The 14,273-nt window shown below is 48.9% G+C and carries 12 protein-coding genes, 2 tRNA genes and 1 riboswitch; of the genes, 13 read left to right on the forward strand and 1 reads right to left on the reverse strand.

Features of this window, described 5'->3' with window-relative positions:
- Positions 1 to 19: 19 nt before the first annotated feature.
- Positions 20 to 2,116: an excinuclease ABC subunit UvrB gene (gene uvrB, locus RF679_RS11010; RefSeq protein ID WP_309480678.1), complete on the reverse strand. Its 2,097-nt coding sequence runs from the start codon at positions 2,114 to 2,116 to the stop codon at positions 20 to 22.
- 75 nt (positions 2,117 to 2,191) lie between these two features.
- Here uvrB and RF679_RS11015 point away from each other — a divergent pair, with 75 nt between their 5' ends.
- From RF679_RS11015 to RF679_RS11075, 13 genes are all read left to right on the forward strand, one after another.
- Positions 2,192 to 3,052 (forward strand): DUF3667 domain-containing protein, encoded by an 861-nt coding sequence (locus RF679_RS11015; RefSeq protein ID WP_309480679.1) that lies wholly within the window; start codon positions 2,192 to 2,194, stop codon positions 3,050 to 3,052.
- 54 nt (positions 3,053 to 3,106) lie between these two features.
- A tRNA-Asn gene (locus RF679_RS11020) sits at positions 3,107 to 3,182 on the forward strand.
- A gap of 64 nt (positions 3,183 to 3,246) precedes the next feature.
- Positions 3,247 to 3,322: transfer RNA gene (locus tag RF679_RS11025), tRNA-Asn, on the forward strand.
- 190 nt (positions 3,323 to 3,512) lie between these two features.
- Positions 3,513 to 3,623, forward strand: a riboswitch (TPP riboswitch).
- A 115-nt stretch (positions 3,624 to 3,738) separates the two neighbouring features.
- Positions 3,739 to 5,862 (forward strand): TonB-dependent siderophore receptor, encoded by a 2,124-nt coding sequence (locus RF679_RS11030; protein WP_309480680.1) that lies wholly within the window; start codon positions 3,739 to 3,741, stop codon positions 5,860 to 5,862.
- A gap of 247 nt (positions 5,863 to 6,109) precedes the next feature.
- The gene (iscR, locus tag RF679_RS11035) at positions 6,110 to 6,592 is read left to right on the forward strand and encodes a Fe-S cluster assembly transcriptional regulator IscR (protein WP_309480681.1); all 483 of its coding nucleotides are present in this window, start codon (positions 6,110 to 6,112) and stop codon (positions 6,590 to 6,592) included.
- Between the two features lie 98 nt (positions 6,593 to 6,690).
- Positions 6,691 to 7,881: an IscS subfamily cysteine desulfurase gene (locus RF679_RS11040; RefSeq protein WP_373921773.1), complete on the forward strand. Its 1,191-nt coding sequence runs from the start codon at positions 6,691 to 6,693 to the stop codon at positions 7,879 to 7,881.
- A gap of 59 nt (positions 7,882 to 7,940) precedes the next feature.
- Positions 7,941 to 8,324: a Fe-S cluster assembly scaffold IscU gene (gene iscU / locus RF679_RS11045; RefSeq protein ID WP_309480682.1), complete on the forward strand. Its 384-nt coding sequence runs from the start codon at positions 7,941 to 7,943 to the stop codon at positions 8,322 to 8,324.
- 8 nt (positions 8,325 to 8,332) lie between these two features.
- A complete protein-coding gene (iscA, locus tag RF679_RS11050) occupies positions 8,333 to 8,656 on the forward strand; it encodes an iron-sulfur cluster assembly protein IscA (RefSeq protein ID WP_309480683.1) in 324 nt (107 codons plus the stop codon).
- Positions 8,657 to 8,682: 26 nt separating this feature from the next.
- Entirely contained in the window at positions 8,683 to 9,186 is a 504-nt protein-coding gene (hscB, locus tag RF679_RS11055; protein WP_309480684.1) for a Fe-S protein assembly co-chaperone HscB, read from the forward strand.
- 67 nt (positions 9,187 to 9,253) lie between these two features.
- Positions 9,254 to 11,116 carry a Fe-S protein assembly chaperone HscA gene (hscA, locus tag RF679_RS11060; RefSeq protein ID WP_309480685.1) on the forward strand — a complete coding sequence of 621 codons (1,863 nt, stop codon included), beginning with the start codon at positions 9,254 to 9,256 and terminating at the stop codon, positions 11,114 to 11,116.
- A gap of 20 nt (positions 11,117 to 11,136) precedes the next feature.
- Positions 11,137 to 11,475, forward strand: coding sequence for an ISC system 2Fe-2S type ferredoxin (gene fdx / locus RF679_RS11065; RefSeq protein ID WP_309480686.1), 339 nt, complete (start codon positions 11,137 to 11,139; stop codon positions 11,473 to 11,475).
- A 287-nt stretch (positions 11,476 to 11,762) separates the two neighbouring features.
- Complete coding sequence (locus RF679_RS11070; protein ID WP_309480687.1) at positions 11,763 to 13,370, forward strand: sensor histidine kinase; 1,608 nt, start codon at positions 11,763 to 11,765, stop codon at positions 13,368 to 13,370.
- 108 nt (positions 13,371 to 13,478) lie between these two features.
- Positions 13,479 to 14,273, forward strand: coding sequence for a thymidylate synthase (locus RF679_RS11075; protein ID WP_309480688.1), 795 nt, complete (start codon positions 13,479 to 13,481; stop codon positions 14,271 to 14,273).

Raw genomic sequence — 14,273 nt, forward strand, 5'->3', positions numbered from 1 at the left:
CCTACGTTCTCTATCTACCTTAAGGTCGCCCAAGGATGGACACGACATTATCGTGACCACCAGCACCGAATAGCTGCTCTTTTAAGACCGCCAACTGGTCACGCACTCGCGCCGCCTGTTCGAATTCAAGATTCTTGGCGTGATCGAGCATCAATTTTTCGAGGCGTTTAATTTCTTTACTGATTTGCTTCTCGCTCATGGCCTCATACTTAGCCTGCTCTTGGGCGACTTTGCGCTCATCTTGCGCTTCCTGCGGATTATAGACGCCGTCGATGATGTCTTTAATCTTCTTGTTGATACTGCTCGGCGTAATATTATTTTCGGCGTTGAAGGCAATCTGCTTGGCGCGACGACGCTCGGTCTCATCAATCGCGCGTCGCATCGAATCGGTGACACGATCCGCATACAAAATTGCCGTACCATTGAGATTACGCGCCGCACGGCCGATGGTTTGAATCAGGCTACGTTCTGAGCGCAAGAAGCCCTCCTTGTCCGCATCCAAAATCGCCACCAAGGACACTTCAGGCAGATCCAAACCTTCGCGCAAGAGGTTAATCCCCACCAAGACGTCGAAAGCGCCGAGTCGCAAATCACGCAGAATCTCAACCCGCTCGACGGTATCGATATCGCTATGTAGATAACGCACCTTGACACCGTTGTCTGCCAAAAACTCTGTCAATTGTTCTGACATACGTTTGGTCAGCGTCGTCACCAACACCCGTTCATTAAGCTTCACGCGCTCATGAATCTCATTGAGCAAATCATCGACTTGTGACAAAGCTGGCCGTACTTCGATGCGGGGATCCACCAAACCCGTCGGACGCACCACCTGCTCGACCACTTGATCAGCATGCTGTTTTTCGTACTCAGCTGGAGTCGCAGAAACGAAGACCGTTTGCCGCATCTTGCTTTCAAACTCTTCGAATTTGAGTGGGCGATTGTCGAGTGCGGAGGGCAAGCGAAAGCCATAGTCGACCAAATTAGTTTTGCGCGAGCGATCGCCGTTATACATGGCACTGAGCTGCCCCACCAAAACATGCGATTCATCTAAAAACATAATCGCATCAGATGGTAAATAGTCGACCAAGGTCGGTGGCGGTTCGCCTGCTTTAGCACCACTCAAATGACGCGAGTAATTTTCAATACCTTTGGTGAAACCGATTTCTGCCAACATCTCCAAATCAAAGCGCGTGCGTTGTTCAATGCGCTGCTCTTCGATCAATTTATTTTCACGACGGAAAAAGGCAATACGATCGCGCAGTTCTTCTTTAATTGTCTCGACGGCTCGCAATACTGTTTCACGCGGCGTGACGTAATGGGAGCCCGGATACACCGTAAAACGTGGAATCTTTTGTCGCACTTTGCCAGTTAAAGGATCAAACAAGGCGATACTTTCAACCTCATCATCAAACATCTCTAAGCGTACTGCCAGTTCTGCATGTTCAGCAGGAAAAATATCCAGCGTGTCACCACGTACACGGAAAGTCCCACGACCAAAATCGACTTCGTTGCGGGTGTACTGCATTTGAATCAGCCGCGCAATCACATCGCGTTGGCTCAGTTTATCGCCGGTACGCAAAGTGAGAATCATCTTGTGGTACTCGTTCGGGTTACCGATACCGTAAATCGCCGATACAGTCGCCACAATGATGACATCACGGCGTTCCATCAAACTTTTCGTACAAGACAAACGCATTTGCTCGATATGCTCATTGATTGCCGAATCTTTTTCGATGAACAAATCGCGTTGAGGGACGTAAGCTTCAGGTTGATAGTAATCGTAGTAACTGACAAAGTACTCAACCGCATTGCGCGGAAAAAATTCTTTAAACTCGCTGTATAACTGCGCTGCGAGAGTTTTGTTCGGCGCAAAAATAATGGCAGGTCGTCCAGTACGCGCGATCACATTCGCCATGGTGTATGTCTTACCCGAACCCGTCACACCAAGCAAAGTCTGGAAAAACAAGCCGTCGTTAATGCCTTCAACCAGCTGTCCAATCGCAGTGGGCTGATCGCCAGCAGGCTCGAAAATCTGGCATAGCTGGTATGGCGAATCAGGAAAAGTCACAAACTTTTCTTCGCTGGTTACTTCCTGGACCACAGGCTTATTCGACATAGGGCATTCTCAAAAATCAAAAAACTAAGGCAGGCAAACTGTATATTTATCCAGTATAACAAATGCCGCTATCTTTTGTCAGATCAACTCTTGCAATGCTATGATCTTGCCTTTTTTACCAAACAAATGTCTTTTTACCAAACGAAGTTTCACGGCTATTGCCTGAACTGCGATCATCCAGCACCAAAAAAATTCTGCCCCGAATGCGGTCAAGAAACGCATCATGAGAAGCCTAGCTTATGGCATTTCATTCACGAATATCTACATCACTATATCGCCCTCGAAGGCAAATTAATTGGCACCTTGCGCACCCTCATTTTTTCACCAGGCGTACTCAGTCAAGAATACCTATGTGGTCGAAAACAAAAATATGTTGGACCACTTGCCCTTTATCTGAGCGTGAGTTTCGTATTCTTTCTGGTCCTTCTGCTTATCGTGAACTTTTCTAGTTCCGACAATGAGACAAGCAAGCACCAAACTCCGACACCGACAGCAGCAAGCACGCTCGACAAAACGTCAAGCACATTAGAGTCATCCGCGATATCTCAGACTTCAACAATCACACCAAAGTTTACCCCCAGCACAAAAACGGTCAGTCAGAAAATGCCCTATGCATATTTCGCCTTCATTCCCGTCTACGCATTGCTGCTGGCCTTTTTTTACCGCAAGCGTTCCATGCTCTACGGAGAACACCTCGTCTTTGCTTTACACTTGCACGCTGGGACGTTTGCGATACTGCTCATTCTCAGCGTCTTTCCCAATATTCACGGAGCATTCGTCATCATTTCCATCCTTCTCCACCAATATTTGAGTTTTCATCATTTCTACCGTGGGCGATGGTGGCCGCAAGCGCTCAGGTACTTAGCATTATCAGCAAGCTATTCAATCATTTGTTTTCTTTCGATTGCAGTCGCCACATTCATTTATTCGAAGTAGCGCAAAAAAACTTTTGACAAGATCGCCTTTGACCACTATAATTTTTGTCTCTGTTCCCTGATAGCTCAGTCGGTAGAGCGACGGACTGTTAATCCGCAGGTCCCTGGTTCGAGTCCAGGTCGGGGAGCCACAGAATTCGAAGTAAGCGCGTTGCAAAACGTCGCGTAGTAAAAGTTAAGAAGCTAGTCTTCTATTCCCTGATAGCTCAGTCGGTAGAGCGACGGACTGTTAATCCGCAGGTCCCTGGTTCGAGTCCAGGTCGGGGAGCCAAATAAAAAGCCTTGTAGAGATACAAGGCTTTTTTGTTTTTCACGCGCCGCCACACACACGCATCAATAACGTCGCCCCACCGCCAACATTCTCATCCAAGTAAAACCTCGCCAACACCAGGGCGCACAAAGCCCTCACTACAAGATCCGAAGACCCATGCGGCATTCCACACTCTTTTGTGTTAAAGTCTCGCCTTCGCTAGGGGTCCTGCACTTTTTGAAGCATCAAAAAGTTGCGGGTGAGATAGTCCCTTGAACCTGATCTGGATAATGCCAGCGAAGGGAAGCGTAAGGTGTTTTGTGCGACTCATCGGTCGCAATTATGCTCGCACTCTCAGTGCACTGGCCTAAATACCGTCACTTCTTCGTTCGCTGATATTACTCATCCAGCCGAATTTCATAGAAGAAGCAAACATCATGACGACAACATCATTTAAACCAAAACTGCTCGCCCTCAGTCTTAGCGCGGCCTTCTCCACAACAACTCTACCAAGCCACGCTCAAGACAGTTCCAAAACACAAAGTTTGCAAGAAATCGTGGTCAGCGGCACTCGCACCACCAAGGTTGAGTCGAGTAAGGTAGGTGGCTTCCTCGAAAACAGCCTACAAGACACACCACTATCCATCAATGCCTTCTCGAGTGCTCAACTACAAGATCTACGCATTCGCCAAACTACTGATGCAAGCAAATTCGACGCCAGTATTAACGATGCCTACAATGCGGTCGGCTACGCCGAGCAATTCTCGATTCGCGGCTTTGCCCTCGATAACTCCAGCAGCTATCGCAAAGATGGATTCGCGATTCCAGGTGACGCTTCCATCCCACTGGAAAATAAAGAACGCATCGAAATCCTGAAAGGCATTAGCGGTTTCCAGGCAGGATTTACCACGCCCGGCGGAATGATTAACTACGTCACCAAACGCCCTTCCAACAACGATCTACGGTCGATCACATTAGAAGCAAGCGAACGCGGCACTTTGTATGGGGCGGTCGATCTTGGCGGCAAAACCAGCAACAAACAATTTGGCTACCGCCTCAATGCCGCCAATGAACGTCTGCGTTCCTACATCAAAGGCGCCGATGGCGAACGTCAGTTTGCATCAATTGCCTTAGACTGGAAGCCAAGCGCACAAAGCTTATTGCAATTCGACGCCGACTATCAGCACAAATCACAATTGTCTGCGCCGGGTTTTCAACTCTTCAACGGCACCGCACTGCCAGTTGGCATCAAAGCAGACATGATGCTCAACAATCAAAAATGGGCCAAACCGGTTGATACGCGCAATCAAAACATCGGCGCTCGCTTTGAATATCAATTGAATCAAGATTGGAATTTCAGCCTCGCCAGCAACTACCACGAATTCAAACGCGACGACTTCACCGCCTTCCCTTACGGCTGCAGTGCGCAAGAACTCTATCCAGGTTATTGCGCCAATGGTGATTACGACGTTTATGACTACCAAAGCGTCGGCGAACTCAAAAAGCTGCAAGGCAACCTAGCGTTACTCACTGGCAAGTTCGAACTCGCTGGAACTCATCATCAATTAGCGGCCGGCTTCAACAACTCAGAACGTCGCGACTACTACGGTGACTATGCATACGAGCATGCCGGTGCGAGTAATGTATTCCATCCAGTTGCGGTACCACCATCAGCAAACAAAACTGGTCCGGTTAGCCTGCGTCGCACCGACAAAGAAAACTCCCTCTTCGTGCAAGACATCATTGCTTTGGACAAGCAGTTCGACCTGCATCTCGGCTTACGTCACCTCCAAGTAAAGCGTCAACAATTGGGTAGCCCAGATTTTGACCAAGATTACACTTTGCCAAACGCCGCCTTGGTATTCAAGGCATCACCAAGCGTCAGCAATTATTTGAGCATTAGTCGCGGTCTCGAGCATGGTGGTGTGGCACCGATCGGCACCACCAATGCCAACAAGATGCTCGACGCCGGTCGCTCAAAGCAAATCGAAATCGGCACCAAGGCAATTATCGCCAACGACATTAGTCTGAATGCAGCCCTATTCCGCATTAGCAAACCCTTGGAATACACCAATAGCGCTAACACCTACGTCAGCGCAGGTGAGGCGGAGCACCAAGGTGTGGAATTTTCCGCTCAAGGCAAAATCAACTCCGATTGGACGCTCGGCGCCAGCGCCACTGCGATCGATGCGCGTCAACGCGGCACCAATGATCCAAGCATCGAAGACAAACGCATCAGCAACGTCCCTAACTTCAAATCAAGTGTCTATGCCGACTACGCACCTGTCGCCCTCGCGGGCGTGCATGTGAATGGTTCTTGGCAGTATGCGGCTAGCAAAGCATTTAGCCCTGACAACAAGATCTCCGTTCCTGGATACCACGTATTTAACTTCGGTGCGCGCTATGCCTTAAGTCAAAACGGCATCACAACCACATTGCGCTTCGATATCAACAATGCATTCAATAAGTTCTATTGGCGTGATGTAACGCAATCCTTGGGCGGATATCTCTTCCCCGGCGCGCCGCGCACCTTTAAACTGTCGGCACAAATCGACTTCTAAGCGATATCAGTTCTACTTAATCTGAAGTAAGAAAACAGCCTCCTCTCTCGCTTGAGGAGGCATCACCAATCCTCGATGAATCGAGGGCAATCAAAAAACACCCATTACCTGACAAGATTACTCAAGTTTGCTATACTTGAGTTATTCGCTCGGGATTTAGTTTTTCAGATCTTTTTCAGATCTGAAAGCCCAGCAATTCATTATCGATGCTTATTATCGAAACATACTCAGGATGGAGTTTTGACTCATGCGTCTCACTACTAAAGGCCGGTTTGCTGTAACAGCGATGATCGATCTTGCCTTGCGTCAAGAGAATGGGCCTGTAACCCTTGCCGGTATCAGCCAACGTCAAGATATTTCCCTATCATACCTCGAGCAGTTGTTCGGCAAATTGCGGCGCCATGAAATCGTTGAGTCGGTACGTGGTCCCGGCGGCGGTTACCACCTCGCTCGCAAAGCACAGAACGTGACGGTCGCTGACATTATTATCGCAGTCGATGAGCCCTTGGATGCAACCCAATGCGGGAGCAAGGGCAATTGCCACGGCAGTGATCACAGCAATGGCATTCATTGCATGACTCACGATCTGTGGGCCAATTTGAACGCAAAAATGGTCGATTATCTCGACTCTGTTTCCTTACAAGACTTGGTCAATCAACAAAAACAAAAAGCCCAAGAAAAATCCGTTGTTGTCGTTCGTCATGGTCATGCCGAACGTACTATTTCCTAAATTTGGAGTTCTGAATGACTGCAGCAAGCACACCTGCGACACCTAGCTTGACCAAGAGTTTGATCGACACTTTGAAAGCGCCGCACTTCCCGATTTACATGGACTATTCGGCGACGACGCCAGTTGATCCACGCGTAGCGGATGTCATGATCCCTTACCTGCGCGCTCAGTTCGGCAATCCTGCCTCCCGCAGCCACGCCTATGGTTGGGATGCGGAAGCTGCAGTCGAAACCGCGCGCAATCATGTTGCCGCACTGGTTAATGCTGATCCACGTGAAATCATTTGGACTTCTGGCGCAACCGAGAGTAACAATCTGGCATTGAAAGGCGCTGCCCATTTCTACAAGGGAAAAGGCAAGCACATCATTACCGTTAAGACCGAACACAAAGCCGTCTTAGACACGGTGCGTGAACTTGAGCGCCAAGGTTTTGAAGCGACTTACTTGCAACCGCAAGACAATGGCCTGATCACCTTAGAGCAACTCAAAGAAGCGATTCGTCCAGACACGATTTTGGTGTCGGTGATGTGGGTCAACAACGAAATCGGCGTGATTCAACCGATCGCTGAAATCGGCGAATTGTGCCGTGAACGTGGCATCATTTTCCACTCGGATGCGGCGCAAGCGACTGGTAAAGTCGAGATCGATCTGGAAAGAGTCAAAGTTGATTTAGTCTCCTTCTCCGCACACAAATCTTACGGCCCGAAAGGTGTGGGTGCTTTGTATGTCCGTCGCAAACCACGCGTGCGTCTAGAAGCACAAATGCATGGTGGTGGTCATGAGCGCGGTTTGCGTTCTGGCACTTTGGCGACACATCAAATCGCCGGCATGGGCGAAGCCTTCCGTATCGCCAAAGAAGAAATGGCAAGTGAATTGGCACATATTCGTGCCATGCGTGATCGCCTTGCCAAAGGTTTGAGCGAGATCGAAGAAACCTATATCAACGGCGATATGGAACACCGCGTCCCTCACAATTTGAACGTGAGCTTTAATTACGTCGAAGGCGAATCCTTGATCATGGCGATCAAAGACATCGCCGTTTCTTCTGGCTCTGCATGTACTTCCGCCAGTTTGGAACCATCCTACGTGTTGCGAGCTTTAGGTCGCAGTGATGAATTGGCGCATAGCTCGATTCGTTTCACGATTGGTCGCTTCACCACTGAAGAAGACATCGATTTCACGATCAATTTATTGAAATCGAAAGTCGGCAAATTGCGCGAATTGTCACCTCTGTGGGATATGTACAAAGACGGCATCGATCTCTCGACGATTCAGTGGGCAGCACACTAAACGAAGACCAAAGTTGGAGCCTGCTCCACTTACACGAATAGACAAAGAAGGAAATAATCATGGCATATTCTGAAAAAGTATTAGACCACTACGAAAATCCACGCAATGTCGGCGCGTTCGAAAAAGGCGATGAGTCAGTGGGTACTGGCATGGTTGGCGCTCCAGCTTGCGGCGACGTCATGAAATTGCAAATCAAAGTCGGCGAAGACGGCGTGATTCAAGATGCAAAATTCAAGACTTATGGCTGCGGTTCTGCGATTGCATCATCTTCTTTAGTCACGGAATGGGTCAAAGGCAAAACCTTGGACCAAGCACTCGCCATCAAGAACACAGAAATCGCTGAAGAATTGGCATTGCCACCAGTGAAAATCCACTGCTCGATTTTGGCAGAAGACGCCATCAAGGCAGCCGTTCTCGATTACAAAAACAAACATCAGGCTTAAGCAAAATCATGGCAATCACCCTGACAGAAAAAGCAGCCAAGCATGTCACGCGCTACATGGAGCGTCGTGGCAAAGGCATTGGTCTGCGCTTTGGTGTGCGCACCACAGGTTGTTCGGGCATGGCGTATAAGTTGGAATACGTTGACGAGCCTGGCACGGATGATCAAGTGTTCGAATCGCATGGCGTCAAAGTTTTTGTGGACCCAAAAAGCTTGCCCTATATCGATGGCACCGAACTCGATTTCGCGCGCGAAGGATTGAACGAAGGCTTCAAGTTCTACAACCCCAACGTCAAAGACGAATGTGGATGTGGCGAGAGTTTCCGCATTTAGTTCTTGATTCTTTGAAACCTGCCAGCATGCAAAATTATTTCGAGCTCTTTCAACTTCCGGTTCGCTATGAACTAGACCGTGATGCGCTCGATCTCGCCTATCGTGAGATTCAGTCACGCGTGCATCCGGATAAATTTGTACAAGCCAGTGACGCCGAAAAACGGGTCGCTATGCAATGGGCTACGCAAGCCAATCAGGCTTATCAAACCTTGAAAGATCCGCTCAAGCGTGCCACTTACCTGTGTCAATTACATGGCGTGGAATTGCAGACTGAGTCCAACACGGCCATGCCTGCCGCCTTTTTAATGCAGCAAATGGAATGGCGTGAGGCGTTTGATGATGCACGTCAATCCCAAGACCAGAATGCCTTGTACGCATTGGAACGCGAAGTTCAAGCCGCACTAAAGCAGGAATTGAGCGCCACCGCCGAAGCACTAGCCCAAGACCAATATGCCCAAGCAGCGCAGCAGATTCGCGCCAGCTTATTTCTTGAAAAATTTTTGAACGATATCGCAGCACTCGATGACTGATGCAAGTTGACGCGGCGTTAGCAAAACCCGTTTTCATCAAGACTCGAACATATCAACAGACTCGCCTATGGCCCTCTTACAAATTGCAGAACCAGGAATGTCGACCGCACCACACCAACACCGTTTGGCAGTGGGCATCGATTTAGGCACGACAAATTCTTTGGTCGCGACCGTCCGCAATAGTATTCCCGAAATTTTGAATGACGAAGAAGGTCGTTCCTTGCTGCCATCGGTAGTGCGCTATCTACCAAATGGCCATGCCCACATCGGCTATAAAGCGCAACAAGAACAAACCCGCGATCCGAAGAACACCATTGTTTCTGTCAAACGGTTTATGGGACGCGGCCTCAAAGACATCGCCCATGCTGAAAATCTGCCATACGATTTTCATGATGAACCTGGCATGGTCAAACTGAAAACTGTCGCAGGGATTAAGAGCCCAGTCGAAGTGTCCGCCGAGATTTTAGCGACGCTGCGCCAACAAGCCGAAGATGCTTTGGGCGATGATCTGGTTGGCGCTGTGATTACAGTTCCCGCTTACTTCGACGATGCGCAACGTCAAGCGACCAAAGATGCCGCCAAACTTGCGGGCCTCAATGTACTGCGCTTACTCAATGAACCAACTGCGGCAGCGATCGCCTATGGCCTCGACAATGGTTCAGAAGGTATCTATGCAGTCTACGACCTCGGCGGTGGCACCTTCGACATTTCCATTCTGAAAATGAGTAAAGGTGTGTTCGAAGTTCTTTCGACTGGCGGTGATTCTGCGCTCGGTGGCGACGACTTTGATCACCGTTTGTTTTGCTGGATCTTGCAAGAAGCTGGTCTCTCCTTACTCTCCGATGCAGACACCAGCACCTTGATGGTGAAAGCACGCGAAGCCAAGGAAATCTTATCGAATCAGCCGTCGACCTACATCGACGCCAAATTGTCGACTGGCGATGTGGTTCACTTGCAGATTACCAAAGCAATCTTTGCTCAAATCACAGAGAATCTCGTCATCAAAACGATTACGCCATGCCGTAAAGTTTTACGCGATGCCAAACTCTCGGTCGACGATATCGACGGCGTAGTCTTGGTCGGCGGCGCCACACGCATGCCCCATGTGCGCAAAGCAGTCGGCGAATTCTTCCAAACCACGCCACTATCGAACATCGATCCTGACAAAGTGGTGGCTTTAGGCGCTGCGGTACAGGCTAACTTGTTAGCGGGTAATCGTGCTCCAGGCGATGACTGGTTGTTGTTGGATGTCATTCCCTTATCGCTAGGAATTGAAACCATGGGTGGACTTTCTGAAAAAGTCATCCCACGCAATTCGACGATTCCATGTGCTCGCGCACAAGAGTTCACCACCTTCAAAGATGGACAAACAGCGATGGCAATCCATGTCGTCCAAGGTGAACGCGAACTGGTCTCCGATTGCAGATCCTTAGCGCGATTCGAATTGCGCGGTATTCCGCCAATGGCCGCTGGCGCGGCGCGTATCCGCATCACCTTCCAAGTTGATGCCGATGGTTTGCTCTCGGTTGCTGCGCGTGAGATGCGTTCAGGTGTTGAGGCCTCTATCGTCGTCAAGCCCTCCTATGGTTTAGCAGACGATGAAATCGCCAAGATGTTGCAAGACTCGTTCTCCGCTTCGGAACTCGACATGCAAGCGCGCGCCTTACGTGAAGAGCAAGTTGAAGCAGATCGCCTTTTGTTGGCGATTGATTCTGCACTCAGCGCTGATCGGCATTTACTCAGCGAAGCCGAACAAAAAAGTATTGCAAACCATATCGAAACACTGAAACAGATCAAACAAGGTCAAGATCATCAAGCGATCAAGCAAGCGATCACTGCACTTGCTGATGCGACTGAGGAATTTGCTGCGCGTCGCATGGACCAGAGCGTGCGTTCGGCCTTGTCTGGCAAAAAACTCAATGAAATCTAATTTTTGGAAAGCCCCTCATCATGCCTAAAATCACGATCATGCCGCACGCTCAACTGTGCCCAGAGGGTCGCACCATCGAAGTAGAAACCGGCAAGTCCCTATGTGAAGCATTGGTTGAGCACGATGTTGAGATCGAACATGCTTGCGAAATGTCTTGTGCTTGTACCACCTGCCACGTGGTAGTTCGTCAAGGCTTCAATAGCTTGAATGAATCAACTGAAGACGAAGAAGATTTGCTCGATGCAGCATGGGGCTTAGAGGCCACTTCTCGCCTGTCCTGCCAAGTCAAACTTGGCGCGCAAGATATCACGATCGAAATTCCAAAATACACGATCAACCACGCTCGCGAAAATCACTAAGCAATCCAGACTCGGGCTTTGCTCATGAAGTGAAGTCCCATCCTTTGCAAATCACCAATCGAGTGTATTTTTTTGGTGACGATTCCACTTCCATTCCTGTTCTTGCTTGTGCATTTGACCAAAACCTTCTACCATCAGCAACAGTCCAAACTATTTTCCACATAGCATCTTTTTCCGAGTTTCAACACTTTCGCTGTTATATTTTTCGCAAAAATAGGACTAGTGCGGGTGTCGCAAAAGAAGGAATTTCGTATGCGGTTTCATCTATTTAGATAAGGGTTGGAGTGATGCTTTCTAAATTCGTCTCCAACATCTTCAGCCGAATCACCTTACGCTTTGCTGTCATTTTGGCCGTGTTCTTAGGCCTCAGCGTGACCGCGTTGGTGCTAGTTCCCTATCAGCGAAATATCATTACTGCAGATCTTGAAAAAAAGACTGTCGATGATCACCAGCGCCTCACTAGTATCTTGTCCGTGATTTTGAGTGAGCCTGTATGGCAGATCACTCCTGAAATTGCAAAGTCCTCCAGTGAACAAGTTTATTCAGATCGACGCGTGTCGGAGATCAAAGTAATCACTCTCCCAGACAAAAAAGTCTTCATTACCTTAGATGAGAGAAGCGCAACTCAGACAGGAAAACGTCGAACACTGACCAGTAAGATCACCCATGGAGATCAAGTCATCGGCGAAGTGCAGCTCACACTGACGGACGACATTCTCCAGCGAGAAATTGCAGACAACTTTACGCGTGCCCTTGCCATTACCGGTATCTCGTTTCTTTTGTCGACCTTCTGTATCTTGATGGTACTGCAATGGCGTTTGGTCAAACCGATTAAGTTACTGATTGAGACTTCTGACAAGCTCGCCAGCGGTGAACTTGATGAAGTCATTTCATTCGATCGCAAAGATGAAATCGGACATTTGGCATTAAGTCTAGAAGCAACTCGCCAAGCCCTACAAAGGTCGTTCAAAGAACTCGAAGTGAAGAACCAACAATTGCTTGAGTACTCCGGCACGCTTGAGTCGAAAGTGCGGCTGAGGACACAGGAACTCGAAAGCGCGAACCACCACCTTGAGGCTGCGCTTGCCAGTGTGAATAGCGCGCAGAATGAATTGGCACGTATTGAACGAATGGCGGCCTTGGGTTCCATGGTTGCAGGTGTTGCGCACGAACTCAATACACCACTCGGAAACTGCTTATTAGTTGCGAGTACACTCAGTGATGAGACGCGTCAACTTGAGAAATCCATGAATGAAGGAACAATGCGCCGTTCCGATTTAAGCCATTACGTCACGGCCGCGAATGAATCTAGTAAGCTCCTTATGCGCGGCTTACAACAAGCGGCACAGCTAGTTGGTGATTTCAAACAAGTTGCGGTCGATCAATCAAGTGCCCAACGTCGCAAATTCTCACTCTTGGTTGTTTTTCAAGAACTGGCCGCTTTGTTGCATTCGAGCTTACGAAAAACACCATTTACCTTGGAACTGGATATTCCTGACTCGATCGAACTTGACAGCTATCCTGGACCTCTCGGTCAGGTCTTCAGTAACTTGGTCAACAATGCTGTCGTGCATGGCCTTGATGGATATACTCAAGGCACCATGCGTTGTATGGCGCGCAAACAAGGCGATCATGTCCTGATTGTGTTCGAGGATTCTGGCAAAGGTATCCCACCCGCCATCATCAAACGGATTTTCGAACCCTTCTTTACAACCAAGTTTGGCAAGGGCGGGAGCGGCCTTGGTTTAAGCATTACGTTCAACATCATCACAAACGTACTTGGCGGTGAAATTCGTGTTACGAGCGAGCCCAATCTGGGAGCCCGTTTCGAAATTAATCTTCCCTTGATTGCGCCAGGCAATCAAGAAACAAACGAACAAGTCATCGAGGCTTGAGCCTGTTATACTTTCACCTCTAAAGCATGATGCCAACAGCAAGACGCGAAAGCGTCAATTGTTGCCATCATGCCCCCCCTTTCTTTGAATCACCTTTGGATTTAGACAATGCAACAGTACTTGGACTTTATGCGCCATGTTCGCGATCACGGGCAAGTTAAAACCGATCGTACTGGCACCGGAACCGTCTCGGTTTTCGGTTACCAAATGCGTTTTAATCTGCAAGAAGGCTTTCCTTTGGTGACCACCAAAAAGCTGCATTTAAAGTCGATTATTCATGAGCTGATCTGGTTTCTTGCTGGATCGACCAATATTAAATACCTAAAAGACAATGGCGTCTCTATCTGGGATGAGTGGGCCGATGCCAATGGCGAGCTGGGCCCTGTCTATGGTTCACAATGGCGCAGCTGGCCGACCCCCGATGGCGGACACATAGACCAAATCCAACAGTTGGTTGATCAAATCAAAAATAACCCTGACTCTCGTCGTCTGATCGTATCGGCATGGAACGTGGCTGACATCCCTCGAATGAAGCTTCCTCCGTGTCACGCGTTTTTTCAGTTTTACGTAGCAGATGGTCGCCTCTCTTGCCAGCTGTATCAACGCAGTGCCGACATCTTCTTGGGCGTTCCCTTCAATATCGCCTCCTACGCCCTTCTCACGCATATGATGGCGCAACAAACAGGGCTTGAGGTAGGAGATTTCATTTGGACTGGTGGTGACTGTCATCTTTACAGCAACCATTTAGAACAAGTCGAATTACAACTTTCACGAACACCTTTTGCGCTCCCGCAGCTCGAGATTAAGCGCAAACCAGAAAGCATTTTTGACTATAGGTTTGAGGACTTCGAAATCCTGAACTACGAATTTCATCCGCACATCAAGGCGCCAGTCGCCGTTTGA

The sequence above is a fragment of the Undibacterium cyanobacteriorum genome, from assembly GCF_031326225.1.
Classification (GTDB): domain Bacteria; phylum Pseudomonadota; class Gammaproteobacteria; order Burkholderiales; family Burkholderiaceae_D; genus Undibacterium; species Undibacterium cyanobacteriorum.